This window comes from Variovorax sp. Root434 (assembly GCF_001426595.1).
Classification (GTDB): Bacteria; Pseudomonadota; Gammaproteobacteria; order Burkholderiales; family Burkholderiaceae_C; genus Variovorax.
Map to the genome: position 1 here is coordinate 421,955 of NZ_LMEK01000001.1, position 19,049 is coordinate 441,003.

The 19,049-nt window shown below is 64.4% G+C and carries 17 protein-coding genes; 10 read left to right on the forward strand and 7 right to left on the reverse strand.

Annotated features, from left to right (window positions below):
• The first annotated feature begins 31 nt into the window (after positions 1-31).
• The 5 genes from ASD05_RS01945 (at position 32) to ASD05_RS01965 (ending at position 4,344) form a co-directional block, all read left to right on the forward strand.
• Positions 32-493, forward strand: a complete 462-nt coding sequence (locus ASD05_RS01945) for a metallophosphoesterase family protein (protein WP_056586853.1) — start codon at positions 32-34, stop codon at positions 491-493.
• Positions 494-645: 152 nt separating this feature from the next.
• Positions 646-948 (forward strand): FeoA family protein, encoded by a 303-nt coding sequence (locus ASD05_RS01950; RefSeq protein ID WP_056586857.1) that lies wholly within the window; start codon positions 646-648, stop codon positions 946-948.
• Positions 941-2,836 (forward strand): ferrous iron transporter B, encoded by a 1,896-nt coding sequence (gene feoB / locus ASD05_RS01955; RefSeq protein ID WP_056586859.1) that lies wholly within the window; start codon positions 941-943, stop codon positions 2,834-2,836. Before ASD05_RS01950 ends, feoB begins: the two co-directional genes overlap by 8 nt.
• A gap of 28 nt (positions 2,837-2,864) precedes the next feature.
• On the forward strand, positions 2,865-3,155 hold the full coding sequence (locus ASD05_RS01960; protein ID WP_056586862.1) for a DUF6587 family protein: 291 nt from the start codon (positions 2,865-2,867) through the stop codon (positions 3,153-3,155).
• A gap of 4 nt (positions 3,156-3,159) precedes the next feature.
• Positions 3,160-4,344 (forward strand): FAD-dependent monooxygenase, encoded by a 1,185-nt coding sequence (locus ASD05_RS01965; protein WP_056586865.1) that lies wholly within the window; start codon positions 3,160-3,162, stop codon positions 4,342-4,344.
• Positions 4,345-4,517: 173 nt separating this feature from the next.
• Here the strand turns inward: ASD05_RS01965 and ASD05_RS01970 are convergent, their stop codons facing one another.
• Positions 4,518-5,756 carry a hypothetical protein gene (locus ASD05_RS01970; protein ID WP_056586868.1) on the reverse strand — a complete coding sequence of 413 codons (1,239 nt, stop codon included), beginning with the start codon at positions 5,754-5,756 and terminating at the stop codon, positions 4,518-4,520.
• Between the two features lie 70 nt (positions 5,757-5,826).
• Positions 5,827-7,212: a reverse transcriptase family protein gene (locus ASD05_RS01975; RefSeq protein WP_056586871.1), complete on the reverse strand. Its 1,386-nt coding sequence runs from the start codon at positions 7,210-7,212 to the stop codon at positions 5,827-5,829.
• Positions 7,213-7,589: 377 nt separating this feature from the next.
• On the opposite strand from ASD05_RS01975, the gene ASD05_RS01980 reads away from it, so the two are divergent.
• The 5 genes from ASD05_RS01980 to ASD05_RS02000 are packed head-to-tail and all read left to right on the forward strand — an operon-like array spanning position 7,590 to position 15,296.
• Positions 7,590-8,621 carry a PDDEXK nuclease domain-containing protein gene (locus ASD05_RS01980; protein WP_235507830.1) on the forward strand — a complete coding sequence of 344 codons (1,032 nt, stop codon included), beginning with the start codon at positions 7,590-7,592 and terminating at the stop codon, positions 8,619-8,621.
• A complete protein-coding gene (locus ASD05_RS01985) occupies positions 8,618-10,072 on the forward strand; it encodes a DUF3375 domain-containing protein (protein WP_056586877.1) in 1,455 nt (484 codons plus the stop codon). The genes ASD05_RS01980 and ASD05_RS01985 overlap by 4 nt, the downstream gene beginning before the upstream one ends.
• A gap of 19 nt (positions 10,073-10,091) precedes the next feature.
• Positions 10,092-10,757: a DUF4194 domain-containing protein gene (locus ASD05_RS01990; protein ID WP_056586879.1), complete on the forward strand. Its 666-nt coding sequence runs from the start codon at positions 10,092-10,094 to the stop codon at positions 10,755-10,757.
• Entirely contained in the window at positions 10,750-14,124 is a 3,375-nt protein-coding gene (locus ASD05_RS01995; RefSeq protein WP_056586882.1) for an ATP-binding protein, read from the forward strand. The genes ASD05_RS01990 and ASD05_RS01995 overlap by 8 nt, the downstream gene beginning before the upstream one ends.
• Positions 14,121-15,296: a DUF3322 domain-containing protein gene (locus tag ASD05_RS02000; RefSeq protein ID WP_056586885.1), complete on the forward strand. Its 1,176-nt coding sequence runs from the start codon at positions 14,121-14,123 to the stop codon at positions 15,294-15,296. The genes ASD05_RS01995 and ASD05_RS02000 overlap by 4 nt, the downstream gene beginning before the upstream one ends.
• 24 nt (positions 15,297-15,320) lie before the next feature.
• Here the strand turns inward: ASD05_RS02000 and kynA are convergent, their stop codons facing one another.
• The 5 genes from kynA to ASD05_RS02025 form a co-directional block, all read right to left on the reverse strand.
• Positions 15,321-16,157, reverse strand: coding sequence for a tryptophan 2,3-dioxygenase (gene kynA, locus ASD05_RS02005; protein WP_414930032.1), 837 nt, complete (start codon positions 16,155-16,157; stop codon positions 15,321-15,323).
• Between the two features lie 20 nt (positions 16,158-16,177).
• Entirely contained in the window at positions 16,178-16,663 is a 486-nt protein-coding gene (locus tag ASD05_RS02010; protein WP_056586895.1) for a hypothetical protein, read from the reverse strand.
• 13 nt (positions 16,664-16,676) lie between these two features.
• Positions 16,677-17,963, reverse strand: coding sequence for a kynureninase (gene kynU, locus ASD05_RS02015; protein ID WP_056586898.1), 1,287 nt, complete (start codon positions 17,961-17,963; stop codon positions 16,677-16,679).
• A 10-nt stretch (positions 17,964-17,973) separates the two neighbouring features.
• Entirely contained in the window at positions 17,974-18,627 is a 654-nt protein-coding gene (gene kynB, locus ASD05_RS02020) for an arylformamidase (RefSeq protein WP_056586901.1), read from the reverse strand.
• A 74-nt stretch (positions 18,628-18,701) separates the two neighbouring features.
• On the reverse strand, positions 18,702-19,028 hold the full coding sequence (locus tag ASD05_RS02025; RefSeq protein ID WP_056586904.1) for a YkgJ family cysteine cluster protein: 327 nt from the start codon (positions 19,026-19,028) through the stop codon (positions 18,702-18,704).
• Positions 19,029-19,049: the final 21 nt, after the last annotated feature.

Genomic DNA, 19,049 nt, shown 5'->3' on the forward strand with positions numbered 1-19,049 from the left:
GCTTGTTTTCCTGAGAGGCCTTTCTTCTTCCATGCTCCGCATCGGCCTCATTTCCGACACCCACGGGCTCCTGCGGCCCGAGGCCGTCGCTTTTTTGAGAGGCAGCGACTTCATCGTGCATGGCGGCGACATCGGCAGCGCCGGCATCCTCGAAGCGCTCGCGGCCATCGCGCCGCTGACGGCCGTGCGCGGCAACAACGACCGCGAGCCCTGGGCCGAGGCAATCGCTGAAACCGAACGGCTGGCGTTCGGCGATGTGCAGCTCTATGCCATCCACGACCTCGCGCAGCTCGGCATCGATCCGTCGGCGGCCGGTGTGCGCGTGGTCGTCTCGGGCCATTCGCACCAGCCGAAGATCGCGGAGCGCGGCGGCGTGCTGTACGTCAACCCGGGCAGCGCGGGCCCGCGCCGGTTCAAGCTGCCCATCGCCGTGGCCGAACTGCTGATCGACGGCGATGCCGTCACCGCGCGCGTCGTCGAACTGGCCGTTTGAGCCCCGCACGGGGCGGCCGAACCAAGCGAAAACCCCCCGATTTGCCGGGCTTCCATGCTTTTGAGGGGGGTGGTCAGGTTTTTGTGAGTGAGAATTGCTAGCATCTAGCCTTTGCTTACCGGCACGCCCGATATTCCGGGCGTCATCTCACCGTGCGAACCACCGATTTCGGCGCAGCGCCGACCACCGCCGTCGCCCTGCGCCTCGACCAGCTTCCGAACAACCAGTGGGCGACCGTGCTCGACGTGGCGCGCCCCGAGGATGCGGACGGCCGCGAACTGGTCCTGCGCCTGACGGAAATCGGCTTCGTGCCCGGCGAGGCCGTGCGCATCGTCGCCAGCGGCGTTCCGGGGCGCGAACCGCTGGCGGTCCGCCTCGGCCACACCACCTTCGCACTGCGCCGCCACGAGGCCGCGCTGATCCACGTCACGCCTGGAGCCGCCAACCATGGTTGAAGCCGTCATCCAGGGGCCCGGGCGCCTCGCGCCTACCGCTCAGCCCGACCGCATCGCCCTGCTGGGCAACCCCAACTGCGGCAAGACCGCGCTGTTCAACCTGCTCACCGGCAGCCGCCAGAAGGTGGCCAACTACGCCGGCGTGACGGTCGAGCGCAAGGAAGGCACGCTGCGCACGCCGTCGGGCCGCCGCGTGTTCGTGCTCGACCTGCCGGGTGCCTACAGCCTGAACGCGCTGAGCGCCGACGAGGCCGTCACTCGCGACGTCGTCACCGGCCAGAGCAAGGAAGCCTTGCCCGACCTGCTGGTGTGCGTCACCGACGCCACCAATCTGCGCCTGAACCTGCGGCTGGTGCTCGAGGCCCGGCGGCTCGGCCTGCCGATGGTGGTGGCGCTCAACATGACCGACATGGCCCGCAAGCAGGGCATCGCGGTCGACGCGGCGGTGCTCTCGCGCGAACTGGGCGTGCCGGTCATCGAAACGGTCGGTGTGCACAGCGGTGGCGCGCAGGGCCTGCTCGAAGCGCTCGACACGCCCGTGGCCGCCGCTGCGCCGCAGCCCTGGCAGGCACCGGGCCTCGACGACGTGCTGGCCACGCAGCGCGAGGTGCGCCGCATCCTCGGCCTGGCGGTGAAGGAGCCGGCGGGCAGCCTCGCCACCAGCGACCGCATCGACCGCGTGGTGATGCATCCGCTGTGGGGCATGCTGGTGCTCGCCGTCACCATGTTCCTGATGTTCCAGGCCGTGTTCAGCTGGGCCAATGTGCCGATGGACGCCATCAAGGCCGGCACCGAGGGGCTGGGCAGCCTGCTCAAGGCGCACATGCCGGAGGGCATGCTGCAGAGCCTGCTGGTCGACGGGGTCATCGCCGGCGTGGGCGGCGTGATCGTCTTCCTGCCGCAGATCCTGATTCTTTTCCTCTTCATCCTCGCGCTGGAAGACTCGGGCTACCTGCCGCGCGCGGCCTTCCTGCTCGACCGCGTGATGGGCACCGTGGGCCTCTCGGGCCGCTCGTTCATTCCGCTGCTGTCGAGTTTCGCCTGTGCCATTCCCGGCGTGATGGCCACGCGCACCATCAGCAACTGGCGCGACCGCATCACGACCATCATGATCGCGCCGCTCATGACCTGTTCGGCGCGGCTGCCGGTGTATGCGCTGCTGATCGCTGCCTTCATTCCGGCGCGCACGGTGGGCGGCGTGTTCAACCTTCAGGGCGTGGTGCTGTTCGCGCTGTACGTGTTCGGCATCGTCTCGGCCATGGCCGTGGCCTGGGTGATGAAGCGCTTTCGCGACAGCACCTCGCAATCGCCACTGCTGATGGAGCTGCCCGCCTACCGCTGGCCGAACCCGCGCAACCTGGCGCTGGGCCTGTACGAACGGGCTTGGATCTTCATCCAGCGCGTGGGCACGATCATCCTCACGCTGACGATCCTGCTGTGGTTCCTGTCTACCTTCCCGTCGCCGCCGGAAGGCGCGACCGGGCCGGCCATCCAGTACAGCCTGGCCGGCATGATCGGCCGCGGGCTGGAGCACATCTTCGCGCCCATCGGCTTCAACTGGCAGATATCGATCGCCCTGGTGCCGGGCATGGCAGCGCGCGAGGTGGCCGTGGGGGCGCTCGGCACGGTGTACGCGCTGTCGGCCACGGGCGACGACGTGGCGGGGCAACTGCAGCCGCTGATCGCGGGCAGCTGGTCGCTGGCTACCGCGCTGTCGCTGCTGGTCTGGTACGTGTTCGCGCCGCAGTGCATCTCGACGCTCGCGGCCGTGAAGCGCGAGACAGGCTCGTGGAAGTACGTCTGGATCATGGCCGGCTATCTCTTTGCGCTGGCCTACATGGCGTGCTTCATCACCTACCGCGTTGCACTGGCACTTGGAGCAGGTTAAAACCCGCCACGAAAGGTTTGAAGAAGAAATGGCACAGCAACTGATCGTCGGATTGATCGTCGCGGCAGCCGCGCTCTATGCGGTCTGGCGCTGGATGCCCGCGGGCTGGCGCCGCGGCGCGGCGCAGAAGTTCGCGGCCGGCACGCAACGCGCGGGCTGGGTCGACGAAGCCCGCGCGAAGGAGCTGGCCGCCTCGCTGGCCAAGACCTCGGGCTGTGGCTCGTGCGACAGCTGCGGAAGCTGCGCTCCCAAGACTCCCCTGAAGCAACCCGAAGCCGACCAGGGCACCATCGCGCCGTCGTCCACGCACAGCCGCTGAGCCGATGCCCGCGCACATCCTCGTCGCCGGGGGCGGCATCGGGGGGCTGGCCACTGCGCTGGCGCTGTCCCGCCAACGGCACCGCGCCGACGTCTTCGAACAGGCCGCGGCCTTCGGCGAAATCGGCGCCGGCGTGCAGCTCGGCCCCAACGCCACGCGGCGCCTCCAGCAACTCGACCTGGGCCCCGGGCTCGCGGCCATTGCGGCGCGGCCCGATGCGCTCGCGGTGCACAGCGCCGAAAGCGGCTCGGAGCTGGCCCGCATGCCGCTCGGGGACGCCATGCAGCAGCGCTACGGCGCTCCGTATTTCTGCGTGCATCGCGCCGACCTGCACGGGCTGCTGCTTGATGCCGTGCGCGCATGCGGTACCGGCACGCTCGTCACCGCGGCGCACATCAGGCAGGTGGAAACCAGCGACGACCTCGTATGCCTGTCGAGCACCGATGCGCGTGCCTGGGAAGGCGAAGCCGTCGTCGGGGCCGATGGCCTATGGAGCATGGTGCGGCAGCAGCTCGATTCCGCGTCTGCCGCGCAGCCGCCGCGCGTCACCGGCCACACGGCGTGGCGCGCGCTGATTCGGCAAGCCGACCTGCCCGCCGCATTGCGCCGCCGGCAAGTCGATGTCTGGCTCGGCCCGCGCCTGCATGCGGTGGCGTATCCGGTGCGCGGCGGCGATTGGCTCAACGTGGTTGTCATCGCCGAGTCCGCCCCCGCAGGCGATGCACGCGACTGGGACCAGGCCGGCAGCGTCGCCGCGCTGAAGCAGGCCATGGGCCGCAGCTGCGCAGGCCTGCAGGCGCTGCTCGACGCCATGCCCGGCTGGCGCGCGTGGTCGCTCGGTGACCGCGCACCCCTGAGCGGCGCTGCCGACATGGCGCACGAGCGCGTCGCGCTGGTGGGCGATGCGGCGCATCCGATGGTGCCGTACCTCGCGCAGGGCGCGGGCATGGCCATCGAAGACGCGGTGGCGCTGGCCGATGCGCTGGGCGACGGCAGTGCCGCCGACGTGCCCGCCGCGTTCACGCGCTATGCCGAGGCGCGCTGGGCACGCAATGCGCAGGTGCAGGCGCGCGCGCGCCGCAACGGCGAGATCTTCCACGCCACGGGCGCAATGCGGTTGGGGCGCGACATGGCGATGCGCTTATTGGGAGCCAGGTTGCTCGACCAGCCGTGGCTGTACGGCGGTTGATGCTTGTGTCCACCCGGGGTGCGTGCACAGGCCACCGGGTACTCCCCTCCGCGAATGTCCCCCGCCTTCGGCTCCTCCTTTATTTCGCTGCGGGGAGCACCCGATGCCCTGTACGCTGCTGGTTCGTGGCCGATCAACCAGTGCTCTGAACGCTCACGCCGAGAGAGTTCGTTTCACAGCCGAAAAGTCTGCAGGTGCTCGATGCGCTCTGCAAGCCCTTCCTGCCCCAGGTAATGGCCGTGTTTGTCGGCGAGCGTGGTCTTCAGTTCGAGCAGCATCGCATCGCGGTCCGCGGTGAAGGCCGTCTGCACGTCGATGCCCGCCCGCGCACAAGCATCAGCGATCAGGTGCGCGCTCGCGGGCGCACCGCAGGCCGCGCATTTGACGATGGCAGCCACGTTGGGCTCCGCGCCGTTAGCCAGCAGCGCGCTCGTGAGTTCGGGCGCGATCTGTCCGTCGATGTTGCGCAGTGCATCGGCCGCCACTGGCGCACCCGCACGCACCAGCGCCGCGGCCGCGGCAAAAGCGCCGTGCCCCACCGCAACGTCGGTCGCGAGCGCGCTACCTTGCAACGGCCCGTCGAAGTCCACGCCCGCGGCGGCGAGCTCTGCGACCAGCTCGGCATCGTCGGTCGCGATGGCATGGCGCAGCGCCACGCGTGCAAGCGAGGGCTGGTGGCGCAGCGTGCCCGCGGCCAGCGGCGAGCGCCAGTCGGCCACGGCACGGGAATAGAAGGCCACCAGCTTGTCCATCAGGTCGAGGTCGAGCCCGTGCTCCTCGTGGCGGTCGTCGAGGTATTCGAGCAGCGTCTGCCCCGAGAAGTAGTCGCCGGTGGGAGCCAGCGGGTCTTCTTCCAGGTGCAGAGCCGCGAAGGCGCCCATGAGGTCGGGCGCGATGGTGTTCACGCTGTCTTCGTGAAGCGCATGCGTCCATGCCGGCGGTAGGCCCTTCTTCCAGGCGATGACCTGTCCGTGCCCGGCGCCCGGTTCGACCATTGCGTAGATGCGGTCGGTGTATTCGAAGCCGCCGAAAGGCAGGTGCGTGAGCTTGCCGCTCCACGGCGTGCCGCTTTCCCGCGCGGCTTCCCCGGCCAGTTCGAGTTCGTGCGCGATCCAGCCCTGCAGGTCGTGGTAGCCGTCGCTGCCGTTCCAGAACAGCTCGTTCCAGCTGATGGCTTCGAGATTGCCGTTCATCTCGAGCGACAGGTCGTAGTCGAGCCGCCCGCCCGCGGTCTGTTGCCACAGCGCGAGCAGCGCTTCGGGGATCGGGCCTGCGCATTGGGCCTGCACGGCATCGATCTGCTGCCGCGGCATCGGCGGCTGTGCGTCGAAGATCACGCGGTCGGCGAACAGCACGACGCCATGTTCGCGCAGGGTGGAGAGCTCGTCGGTTGTGAACCGGATCTCGTTCATGGCTGGGATCTCCGTTGTTTGCAAAACTGTAGCGGTTTGCGCCGAACGGGCAAGCCGTGACACCCTAGGTTCATGAGGGCGTTGGGGTTGCGTCCGGCCACGTGATGCGCTCGAAGATGCGCATCAGCCTCGCATGGCGCGCCGCACTGAACTGGCCGATCCATGCCATGCGGCCCAGCAGGTGCGCGCGAAAGTCGAGCACTTGCGTCGGGTTCTGGCTGGCGGGGCCGTCCATTGCGCAGCGATGCAGCACGGCTTTGAGCCGGTCGAAGTCCTCGCGCGGCGCGTTGGCCTTTTCATTTACGACCACGCCGGTCACGCGCTGCTGGCGATGCCGGGGCATGCAGCGCACCTTGCGCGGATGCAGCTCGAAACCCTCGTCGGCCGCGACGCCGCCGACCCACGCGCGCAAGGCCGCAAACCGTGCGCGCAGTGAGGCCGGCCCGGAGAACACCAGGTCGTCGGCGTAGCGCGTGTAGGTGGCGCCGAAGACCCATGCCAGGCCTTCGAGCCGCAGGTCGAGCCGGAACGCACAGAGGTTGGCCAGCGCGGGCGAGCAGGGCGAGCCCTGGGGCAGGTGCGGCGTGGCCAACCGTTTGGCGCCCATCCAGTCGAGCCCACCGCCGTCGCGCAGCCGCTCGATCACCGCGGCGCCGGTGCGGTGCGTGCACAGGGTGGTGAGGGCGCGCGCGACGCCGTCGGGGTAGCCCAGCGTGCGCCATACGGCATGCACGCGCGAGGCACGAACGCCGGGGAAGAAGTCGCGCAGGTCGAAGCCGATCACCACCTCCTTGCCCGTGTGCGCGGCCGCGTGGCTCGCGACCGAGCGTCCCTGCACAAAACCGTGCGCCGCTTCGTGCACGGGCACGCGCTGCAGCAGATCGTCGAGGATGCGGCGCTGCGCGCGCTTCAGGTCGGCCTTGGGAATCTCGAGCAGGCGCAGGCCGCCCAGGCGCTTGGGCTGCAGTTGGTAGCGGTAGTGCGATGTGGGTCGGGGGCCGGCCTTGTCCGGTACGCGAAAAGCCTGCGCCGGGGAGGTGAGCCACGCCAGCCGGTCCGCATCGAGTTCCAGCCACTGCGCGAGATCGGCCAGTGTCGGAATGCTTGGCAGGGCGAAGTGGTCCAGTCCCATCGGACGCGGGAACATCTCCGCGGGCCGCAGGATGATTCGCCGAACGCGTGGCTGTTCCTCTTGCTCGAAGGCCGCATCGAACTCGGGCAGCTCATGGATCGCCTGCGCCAGCGCGAGGAGATCGGTGCGCTGCCACGTGGCTTGCGAGCGGTTGCCGAGGGCTTCCGTCAGCGGCTTCAGCCAGGGCGCATCGGTGCCTAGCGTTGCCGCTGCCCGCGCGCGCAGGGCATCGGGCGTGTTGCCGCCGGGCTGCCCTGCATCGGCGAGCAGCGCACGAGCGAGGCTGCGAGCGATCCAATCCCTGTAGCTCAGTTCACGCGTCATGAATGAAGGCCGCGAAGCCGATGAAGGTGGGTGGCAACCGGCCCTTCAACCAGCCGGTGAAGCGCCAGCTGGGCTGCGCGAATGCGCAGTTCCGCTTGCGCGCCGGAATGTGCAGTCATCCATCCACCACGGGGTTCCCCCGAAGCACAAGGCCGAACGACGGATCGCAAAGCCTTGTCGAGTCTTGAAGTGCCGGTGCCGTGCGGATTGTAGAAGCGCCTGAATTTCAGGAAAAAGTACGACCTGCGGCAAACAAGAGATGGTCAGCTGATTTCAATACCTTCAATAATCCGCCACAGCGCTCTGACGTTGTTTGCGCCAGCCAATATCTGCAACAGGATCCAGTGTTAATGAAAAGTCCTAGACCTCCGTCGCTCATGGATGTGCCCACCGGCTATGCCGAATGGCTCACTGAGCTGAAGTTGCGTGTCCAAGGTGCCAGGCAGCGCGCGGCGACTGCTGTCAACCGCGAGTTGGTAAGTCTGTATTGGCAGATTGGCCGGGACATCCTTGCACGACAGGCCAAGCAAGGGTGGGGTGCCAAGGTAATTGAGCGGTTGGCCCATGACTTGCGCACGGCCTTTCCCGAGATGAAAGGGTTTTCTCGCGCCAACCTGATGTACATGCGTGCTTTTGCCGAGGCATGGCCCGATGAGGAAATAGTCCAACAGGCTGTTGGACATTTGCCCTGGGGCCACAACCTGGTTTTGCTGAGCAAGCTCAAAACAACACAGTTGCGCCTGGTTTATGCGCAGAGAGCAATCGAGCAGGGTTGGTCGCGCAATGCGCTCAATATCCATATCGAAACGCGTCTTCTGGAGCGAGAGGGGAAAGCGGTGACCAATTTTTCGACACGACTTCCTGCACCGCGCTCGGATCTTGCGCTGCAAGCACTCAAAGATCCCTATGTATTTGATTTCCTGGGTATTGGCCAGGAAGCGGGGGAGCGCGAAATCGAAGTCGCGTTGGTCGAACACATTTCCCGCTTTTTGCTGGAACTCGGTGCTGGTTTTGCGTACGTTGGACGACAGGTTCCCATTGAAGTGGGTGGAGATGATTTCTTCATCGACCTCCTTTTCTATCATCTGAAGCTGCACTGCTACGTGGTCATCGAACTGAAGGCGGGAGCTTTCAAGCCTGAGCATGCCGGTCAGTTGAGCTTCTACTTGACGGCGGTCGATGCGCAACTCAAGTCCGATCAGGATGCCTCGACCATCGGCTTGCTGCTGTGCAAGACAAAAAATCGCGTGGTTGCCGAATATGCGCTTCGCGACTCCGCTAAACCAATCGGCATCGCTGAATACCAGTTGGTCGAATCACTTCCGAAGGAATTGCAGACGAACTTGCCGACCATCGAGCAGATCGAGCAGGAGTTGGTGCGATATCAGGACAAAGGGGAGGACGCGTGAGCCTTGACTATGCCACATTGGATTTGCTTCGGCAGAGCCACCCCGCGTGGCGTTTGCTGCGGTCGGACCATGCACCCTTGGTGGTGAGTTTCTTGCACCGTGTCTTCATCGCGCCGAACGTGCGGGTGATGTCGCAGGCAGATCTTGCCGAGGCGCTAGAGGATGAACTGTTTGAACTACGCGAGCGGGCAGGCCCAGGTTCCTTCCCCAAGGCTGCTGTTGAATATCTCAACGATTGGGCTGGCAACGACAAGGGGTGGCTGCGAAAGTTCTACGCCTTGGGTTCGGATGAGCCGCAGTTCGATCTGACGCCTCCGGCCGAAAAGGCGATTGCATGGCTTGGAACCTTGACAGAGCGAGCCTTCGTGGGGACAGAGTCAAGGTTGCTGACATTGTTCGAACTGCTCAAGCAAATGAGCCAGGGCAGCGAAACTGACCCTGCGGCACGCATTGCTGAGCTGCACAAACGGCGAGACGAGATCGACGTCGAGATCGTAAAGATTCTCGGCGGAGATATTCCATTGCTGGACGACACGGCGCTCAAGGAACGCTTTCAGCAATTTACTGCTTTGGCGCGCGAGCTGATGACCGATTTTCGCGAAGTGGAGCAAAACTTTCGCGGCCTCGATCGACGTGTCCGGGAGCGCATTGCGCTGTGGGATGGCGCGAAGGGCCTCTTGCTGGAAGAAATCATGGGTGAGCGCGATGCGATTGCCGATTCGGATCAAGGGCGCAGCTTTCGGGCTTTCTGGGACTTCCTCATGTCGAGTCGCCGGCAGGAGGAGCTTTCGGCGATGCTGGAGCGCGTGCTGAGCCTCCCGGCCGTCTCGGACCTCAAGCCGGACACCCGCACCCGCCGTGTTCACTACGATTGGCTTGAGGCGGGCGAGCATGCGCAGCGGACGGTGTCGCAGCTTTCTCAGCAATTGCGGCGCTTCCTCGACGATCAGGCCTGGCTCGAGAACCGCCGCATCATGGACATCTTGCGTGGCATCGAGGCGAAGGCCCTGGCATTGCGCGAGTCGCCGCCTCCTGATGAGACGATGCGTATTGCAGTGCCGGTTGTCGATCTGGAGCTACCGATGGAGCGACCGCTTCATACGCCAGCGTTCAAGCCGTCGATTGCCGATACGGCGCTTGAGTCTGGCGAGAGCAATGTGGATGCGGGCGCGCTTTTCTCTCAGGTGGTGATCGACAAGGCCCAGTTGGAACGTCACGTGCGCCATGCGCTGCAGGATCGCACACAGGTGACGCTGAAGGAACTGACACATATGCAGCCGCTGCGGCACGGGCTGGCGGAGTTGGTTGCTTACCTGCAACTGGCCGATCAGACGTTCGCGGCCGTCATCGACGAGGCGACCACGGACGCCGTTTTCTGGCAGGTCACTGGACAGGACGGCTTTGCAAGGTCCCGACAGGCGCGGCTGCCGCGCATCATTTTTGTTCGATAGCCCAGGGGAGACGAAGAGGATGGACGAGAACATTGAAATACCGTTGCCGCTCACCGGTGCCGCAACGCACGATCTGTCGGCAGTGGTGATTCCTTTGCTGAGGGGCGTGATCTACCGCGAGGTCGACAGCGGATTGTGGAGTTCGCTCTACAACCTTCAGGCTCGCGTCCGGGACTATGTCTCGGTGCTGGGTTTGGAGCTGGTGTTGGACGATGCAGAAGGCTACGCCTTTCTTCGTTCTCGCACACGTCTTGCCGAAGAAACAGAGGACCCCTCTGCCGCGAAGTTGCCCAGGCTGATCGTCAGGCGTCCGCTGTCCTTCCCGGTGAGCCTGCTGTTGGCACTCCTGCGCAAGAAGCTGGCGGAGTTCGATGCGGGTGGTGGCGACACACGGCTCGTTCTTTCGCGCGACCAGATCGTGGAACTGATGAGGGTGTTCTTGCCTGAGCACAGCAACGAAGCCAAGCTCGTGGACCAGCTCGAGAGCTATCTGGCCAAGATCGTGGAGTTGGGTTTTCTGCGCCGATTGAAGCCGGGCAGCGGCGCGCATGACGGGCAAGTTGCAGCCTTCGAGGTTCGCCGCATCCTCAAGGCTTTTGTCGACGCGCAATGGTTGTCCGACTTGGACGCGCGACTGGCTGGTTACCGCTTGCAACTTCTGACTGGGGGCGCAGCCGATGAATGAAGAACAGACCATCGGCCTGGACTTCGTTGCGGACGATGCGCTTTCCGGCTTTCGGTTGCACAGGCTGGAAGTCTTCAACTGGGGCACCTTCGACGCGCGTGTGTGGGCACTTCATCCGGACGGCCGCAATGCCTTGCTGACCGGTGATATCGGTTCCGGAAAATCGACCTTGGTCGATGCCGTGACCACATTGCTGGTGCCGGCGCACCGCGTCGCCTACAACAAGGCTGCAGGTGCAGACAACAAGGAGCGCAGCTTGCGCTCCTACGTGCTGGGGCATTACAAATCGGAGCGCAACGAAAGCAGCGGCGCGGCCAAACCCGTGGCGCTGCGCGGTCACAACAGCTACTCGGTCATCCTCGGCGTGTTTCACAACGCGGGCTACGACCAGACCGTCACGCTTGCACAGGTGTTCTGGATGAAGGACGCCCAGGGGCAACCGGAGCGTTTCTTCGTCGCTGCGGAGGGGAACCTGTCCATTGCCAAGGACTTTGCAAACTTCGGCACCGATATTTCTGCGCTGCGAAAGAAGCTGCGCGCCACGGGTGCTGAAGTGCTTCCCAGTTTTCCTCCGTACGGCGCCTGGTTTCGCCGCCGCTTTGGCATTGAGAATGAGCAGGCGCTCGATCTGTTTCATCAGACCGTGTCGATGAAGCAGGTGGGCAACCTGACGGACTTCGTGCGCAGTCACATGCTGGAGCCCTTCGAGGTAGCGCCGCGCATCGCCGCATTGATCGGGCACTTCGAAGATTTGAACCGCGCGCATGCGGCCGTACTCAAGGCAAAGCAACAGGTGAAGTTGTTGACGCCTCTGATTGAAGACTGCGACCGCCATGGGGATCTGCTCAAGCAGACGGACGACCTGCGCGTATGCCGAGAGGCGCTCAAGCCTTATTTTGCTGGGCTGAAACTGGAACTGCTCGACAGGCGCATTGCTTCCCTGGCTGAAGAATGGGCGCGGCAGAACGCTCAGGTGCAGCGATGGGAGGAACTGCGTAGCGGTCAACGCATCCAGGAAAAAGAGCTTCGACAGAGCATTTCCGACAACGGCGGCGATCGACTGGAACAACTGAGCGAGTCCATCCGCAGCAAGAAGGCCGAAGTCGAGCGGCGGCGCGTCAAGGCCAGGAACTACAACGAGTTGGCGCGTTCGGTGGGGCTGCTCCACATGGAGTCGGCTTCCGATTTCTTGACGCAGCGCCAAAGCCTGGCCGGAATGAAGGAGGAGATCCAGGCGAGGGAGGCCGCGTTGCAGAACGATTTGACCGAGCATGCGGTGAGGCTGCGCCAGGGAAAGTCGGAACACGACGAGTTGGCGGCCGAGATCCGAAGTTTGAAAGCGCGACGCAGCAATATCCCTGGCGAACAGGTCGCGATGCGCGCCACCCTGTGCGAGGCGCTGGGTCTGGACGAGGATGCCATGCCATTCGCAGGCGAGTTGCTGCAGATCCGGGACGACGAGCGCGAATGGGAGGGTGCAGCCGAGCGCTTGATGCGCAGCTTCGGTCTGTCGCTGCTGGTGCCGGACAGGAGCTATGCCGACGTATCCGAATGGGTCGATAGAACGCATCTTCGCGGGCGTATCGTCTACTACCGTGTCCGCGCCGTACAGCGTGGTGACGTGCCGGGTCCGCATCGCGACTCGCTGGCGCGCAAGCTATCGATCAAGCCTGACTCCTCTTTCTACGATTGGCTAGAGCGCGAGGTCGCGCATCGCTTCGATGTCGCCTGTTGCTTGACCCAAGAGCAATTTCGCCGTGAAACCCATGCCATCACACGCACGGGGCAGATCAAGGCAAAGGGAGAGCGGCATGAGAAGGATGACCGGTATCGACTTGACGAGCGCAGCCGCTACGTTCTTGGCTGGACCAACACGGCCAAGATCGCCGCGCTGGAGACCAAACTCAGATCGCTGGAGAAGCGGTTGGCGGACGAGGCAGGCATCGTTGCCGGACTGATGGGCGAGCAGAGCGCGCTCAAACTGCGATGGGATGCATTGTCCAGGCTCGATGTCTATGACAATTTTGGCGAGTTGGACTGGCAGTCGCTCGCCAAGGATGTGGCGAGGCTGGAGCAAGACAAGGCGGCATTGGAGTCCGCTTCCGATATGTTGAAGACCCTGGCTTCGCAACTGCAAGAGCTTCTCGAAGCCCTTGAAAAAACCGAAATGGAACTCGAAGGTCACCGCGACAAACGCTCCAAGACCGAACAGAAGAAAGTCGATGCAGAGGCCCAGCATGCACAAACCCAGGTCTTGCTGGATGATCCCTCCCTAAGCCTGCACGCCATGAATTTCGAACGCCTTGAGGGTACGCGGGCCGAAGCTTTGGGCGAACATCAACTCACCGTCGAGTCATGCGACAACCGCGAACGTGAGATGCGTGACTGGCTTCAGGCGAAGATTGATGCCGAAGACCTCAAGCTCAAGAGGTTGCGAGACAAGATCATCCAGGCCATGGCCGCTTACAAGGATGCCTACAAGCTCGAAACTGCCGAGGTCGATGCGAATGTCGAAGCTGCATCCGAATACAGGGAAATGTTGAGCAGCCTTCAGGCAGACGACTTGCCGCGCTTCGAGGCGAAGTTCAAGGAACTGCTCAACGAGAACACCATTCGCGAAGTCGCGAACTTCAAATCCCAGCTCGACCGCGAGCGCGAAACCATCAAGGACCGAATTGCTCGCATCAACGAGTCGCTGACGCAGATCGACTACAACGCAGGCCGCTACATCGTGCTCGAAGCGCAGCCGGCGCTGGATGTCGATGTGCGCGACTTCCAGACCGAGTTGCGAGCATGCACCGAAGGCACCCTCACCGGGTCCGACGACGCCCAATACTCGGAAGCCAAGTTTTTGCAGGTCAAACACATCATCGAAAGATTGCGAGGGCGCGAAGGGCTCTCCGAACAAGACCGCCGCTGGACCGGCAAGGTGACCGACGTGCGCAACTGGTTCGTGTTCGCCGCCAGCGAGCGTTGGCGCGAAGACGGGACTGAACACGAGCACTATTCCGATTCTGGTGGGAAGTCGGGTGGTCAAAAGGAAAAGCTCGCGTACACCATCCTGGCGGCGAGTCTGGCCTATCAGTTCGGCCTGGAGTGGGGAGAGGTGAAGTCTCGTACCTTCCGTTTTGTTGTGATCGACGAGGCTTTCGGGCGTGGTTCCGACGAATCGGCGCAATACGGGCTGCGCCTGTTCGCGCAGCTCAACCTGCAATTGTTGATCGTGACGCCCCTGCAGAAGATCCACATCATCGAACCATTTGTCTCTAGTGTGGGTTTCGTCCACAACGAGGAAGGCCGATCCTCGAGACTGCGCAATCTTTCCATCGACGAATATCATGCGGAAAAAGCGAAGGCGGCAGGATGAACTGGACGCGACCCTCCGACTTGCGGGATCAACTACTGAAACTGTGGGATCGAGGTGACCTGCTTGCACGCCTGGTCACTGGCGAGAGCTTGTTTCCAAGACGGTTGGCGTTGAAAGACCCGACGTCGGCTGAAATGACAGATCATTTCGATGAAGTGCGCGATTGGAGCCGAGATCTCCGTGCTGCGACGGGCTACCGCATCGTCATGCGGGAGTTCAGACATCGCGTCCTGGGGGCCAACGCGATTCCTGCCGAGGTCTGGGTCGACAGCCTGGACCAGGCGCTTGCACTGGTTGGAAAGCAGAAGGAGGCTGTTCGCTTTGCGGCCTTGATCGAACTCACGCGCGCCAGCCAGCCTTTGCTATTGCCGTGGCTTGCCAGGCGTCCGCTGCGGGTGCTGGAGGTGGAGAGTCAGTGGTCTCGATTTCTGGAGATCGTTGCCTGGCTGCAGAGGCACCCTCGGCCTGGCCTGTACTTGCGGCAGGTGGACATTCCGGGCGTGCACAGCAAGTTCATGGAGACGCATCGCGGCACTCTCATGGAATTGCTGGACATCACCCTTGCGCCCGAAGCCATAGACAAGACCGCGACTGGCGCAGGCGAATTCGTGCGGCGGTATGGCTTTCTCGGCAAGCCATCCCGAGTCCGGTTCCGTATCCTGGACCCAGAACTAGCGTCGCGCGCGGCTTGTCCTGCGCAGGACATCACAGTGGATGCGCCAGGCTTTGCACGGTGGGACCTGGGCTGCTCGCGTGTCTTTGTGACCGAGAACGAGATCAACTTCCTCGCTTTTCCTGCCATCAAGGGAAGCATCGTCATCTTCGGCTCCGGCTATGGTTTCGAGATGTTGAGCGATGTTCCCTGGCTTGCGCGTTGCGCCATTCATTACTGGGGTGATATCGACACGCACGGCTTCGCGATTCTCGATCAACTGCGCGCTCGCTTCGATCACGTCGAGTCGTTCCTGATGGACCGTGCGACCCTGATGACATTCAAGATGCAATGGGGCGACGAAGCGACGCCGACCTGGCGCGAGCTGTTACGCCTTCGGCCGGAGGAGCAGGCGCTCTATGACGACTTGCGCGATAACCGCTTGGGCAGGCATCTGCGTCTGGAACAGGAAAGAGTCGGTTTCGACTGGGTCGAGAACGCATTGACTGCGCTTGGATAGCGGGCGCCTGTGCTGTCTTGCCGGCTACAGATCGGTGCGCAGCTTCCAGATTTCGGGAAACAGCACCACGTCGAGCATCTTGCGCAGGTAGCTCACGCCGCCTGTGCCGCCGGTGCCACGCTTGAAGCCGATCACACGCTCCACCGTCGTCACGTGGCGGAAGCGCCAGAGGCGGAACGCATCTTCGAGGTCGGTGAGCTTTTCGCCGAGCTGGTACAGGTCCCAGTGATCGTGCGGGTTCCGGTAGACCGTGAGCCACGCGGCTTCGACGCCGTCGCTCGCCTCGTAGGGCTGTGTCCAGTCGCGTTCGAGCCTGTCGGCGGGCACCGGCAGGCCACGGCGCGCCAGCAGGCGCAGCGACTCGTCGTACAGCGAAGGCGCGCGATAGGCCGCATCGACCTGCGCCAGCAGGTCGGCACGGTGCGCGTGCGGCTTGAGCATGGCGGCGTTCTTGTTGCCGAGCGCGAACTCGATGCAGCGGTACTGCGCGCTCTGGAAGCCGCTGGAGTTGGCGAGGTAGGGGCGCATGGCCGTGTACTCGGGCGGCGTCATGGTCGAGAGCACGGTCCATGCGCTCACCAGCTGTTCCATGATGCGGCTCACGCGCGCGAGCATCTTGAAGGCGTCGGCCAGCTTCTCGTCGGCGATGCAGCCGATGGCTGCGTGCAGCTCGTGCAGCATCAGCTTCATCCAGAGCTCGCTGGTCTGGTGCTGCACGATGAACAGCATTTCGTCATGTGCGGGCGAAAGCGGGTGCTGGGCGTTGAGGATCTCGTCGAGGTGCAGGTAGTCGCCGTAGCTCATGGACTTGCTGAAGTCCAGTTGCGCCTTTTCTTCGTGGACGATTTTTTCGGTGCTCATGATGTTTTGCTGGTTGGTGGTCATCGCCAGACCACGGCGGTGTAGGAGGGGAGGCCCATGCCGGACTCTTTCCTGGGGTAGACGAAGCGCACGGCTTCGTCCTTGCGCTTGAACTGCTGGTAGGTTTCGCCGCCCGGGATGCGGCCCTTCTCGGCCGGCGCGTAGCCGGCGTCGCGCACCTCTTTCACGAGGCGATCGAAGGCGGCCTTGTCGGTCAGCGAGAGCTGGATGCTGTTCTCGCTGCCGCGGCTTTCCACATAGGTGGACTTCATGAGATGCGTGGTCTGGCCGTCGACGAACTTCTCGTACTCGATCATGCTGACCTCGTCGGTCACGGTCTTGTCGGCATACGAGAAGCCCTGGCGCTTGATCTCCTGGCGGAAGGCGTCGGGCGACAGGACGACGAAGGCCTTCAGTTGCGGCAGCGTGAAGTTCGGCTGCTGTGCAAGGGCGGGGGCTGCCGCCATCAGCAGCGTGGCGGAAAGAGCGAACAATGCGTGTTTCATGATGCGGCGCCGCTCAGGTGACGGCGTTCTTGCGGTTGAACTCTTCGCGCTTCCACTCGCCCGTCTCGAGCACCTGCACGAGGTGCTCGACCGAGTTCCACACGTCCTCGAAGCCGATGTACAGCGGCGTGAAGCCGAAGCGCAGGATGTCGGGCATTTGCGAGTCGCCGGCACGGTAGTCGCCGATGACGCCGCGCGCGATCAACGCCTGCACGATGGCGTAGGCGCCTTCTTCACGGCTCAGGCAGACCTGCGAGCCGCGTTGGGCGTGCTCACGTGGGGTGATGAGCGAGACGCCCTGGCCGGCGCAGCGTTCTTCCACCAGCTTGATGAAGAGATCGGTCAGTGCGAGCGACTTGGTGCGCAGCGCTGCCATCGCGCCGTGATCGCCGTTGAAGGCTTCGGCCGCGAGCACGGTGTCGAGCCCGCATTCCAGGCCTGCGAGCGCGATGATCGGCTGCGTGCCGCAGAGATACCGGCCGACGCCCGGAGCCGGGCGGTAGTGCGGCGTGAACTCGAAGGGCGCCGCGTGGCCCCACCAGCCCGACAGCGGCTGCTCGAACTGGCCCGCATGCTTGGTGTGCACCCATGCGAAGGCCGGTGCGCCGGGGCCGCCGTTGAGGTACTTGTAGCCGCAGCCGATCGCGTAGTCGGCGTTGCTCTCGTTCAGTGCGACCGGCACCGCGCCCGCGCTGTGCGCGAGGTCCCACACCGTGAGCGCGCCCGCGGCGTGCGCGGCGGCGGTGACGGCTTTCATGTCGTGCATCGCGCCGGTGCGGTAGTTCACGTGCGTCAGCATCAGCACGGCCACTTCGTCGGTCAGCACCGAATCCGGGCCTTGCAGTTCGCTCGCATCGATCAGCTTGAGCGTGAAACCGCGCTCGCGGCACAGCGATTCGGCGATGTAGAGGTCGGTCGGAAAGTTGCTGCGTTCGCTCACCACCAGCTTGCGCCCGCTGTCCTTCTGCTGCGACAGCGCAGCGAACAGCACCTTGTAGAGATTGACCGAGGTGCTGTCGGTGCACACCACCTCGCCCGGCGCGGCGCCGATCAGGCGGGCCACCTTGTCGCCCAGACGCTGCGGCAGGTCGAACCAGCTCGCGGTGTTCCACGAGCGGATCAGGCCTTCGCCCCATTCCTTGGTCACGACTTCGGCGATGCGTGCGGGAGCGGCCTTGGGCATCACGCCGAGCGAGTTGCCGTCGAGGTAGAGCACGCCCTCGGGAATGGTGAATTGGTCGCGCAAGGCGCGCAGCGGGTCTTGCGCGTCTAGCGCGCGGCAATCTGCAAGAGTCGTCATGGTGGAGGTTTCAGCGAGGGAGTTCGCGCAGCACGGCGCGAACGGGGGAGGCATCGGCGCTGACCAGCTTGAGCGGCAGCGCGATGAGTTCGTAGTCGCCTTCGGGCACGTCGTCGAGCACGAGGTTCTCGAGCACGCGCAGGTCGAGGCGGCGGATGCGTTGGTGGCTTTCCAGCGTCTTGCTGTCGGCCGGGTCGATGCTGGCGGTGTCGATGCCGATGAGCTTCACGCCCATGGCCGCGAGGCGCTCGACGGTGGCGGGGGCGTAGGCGGCAAGCCGAGGGTCCCATCGGTCCACCGGCATGGCGGTGTAGGTGCGCACCAGCACGCGCTGCGGCAGGCTGCTGTCAACGGCGTGGGCGATGTGCTCCCATTCGATCAGCGGGCCCTTGTCGATCGCATGGATCACGCGGCAGGGGCCGAGGAAGGGCGTGAGGTCGACGTTGCCGATGGTCTGGCCTGCAGGGTCGTAGTGCAGCGGCGCATCGGCGTGCGCGCCGACGTGGGGCGAGAGCTTGATCTCGCTGACGTTGACCGGGCAGTCCGGCGAGATGGTCGCCGCCCAGCGCTGCTGGTAGGGCGTGTCGCCGGGAAACACCGGCGTGCCTTCATGCACGGGCGGCGAGATGTCCCAGATTCGGGGGCGGGGTTGCTTTGAACGCATGGCGCGAAGTTAGCGCCCGGCGAGCGGTCGTGGTGTCGGTTATTTCCAACACCTTATGTGACGAGTTGAAGCCGTCAAGGAAGCGACGACAGTACGGGCAGTCCGTGCCGGGCGCGCGCCCGCTCGCAGGCGTCGCTGCCGGCCTGCAGCTCGTGGCACGGATTGGGGCGCCATTCGTAGATGCCGCAGCCCACCGCCTGGCCGATCTTGCCGGTGAGCGCTGCGCACCGCATGGGCGTGTGGTCGGTGCCGCGCATGCGGCAGATGGCGTCGTTCACCTCGACGGCAAGGCCCGAAGGCACCTTGCCGCCGTTGTCGTCGAGCTCATGGACGCTGAAGTCGACGCGGTAGCTGGCGCAGCAGGCGCCGCATTGCTGGCATGGAGAGGTGGTGCGGCTCATCGCGTGATGGTAGCGGCGTGG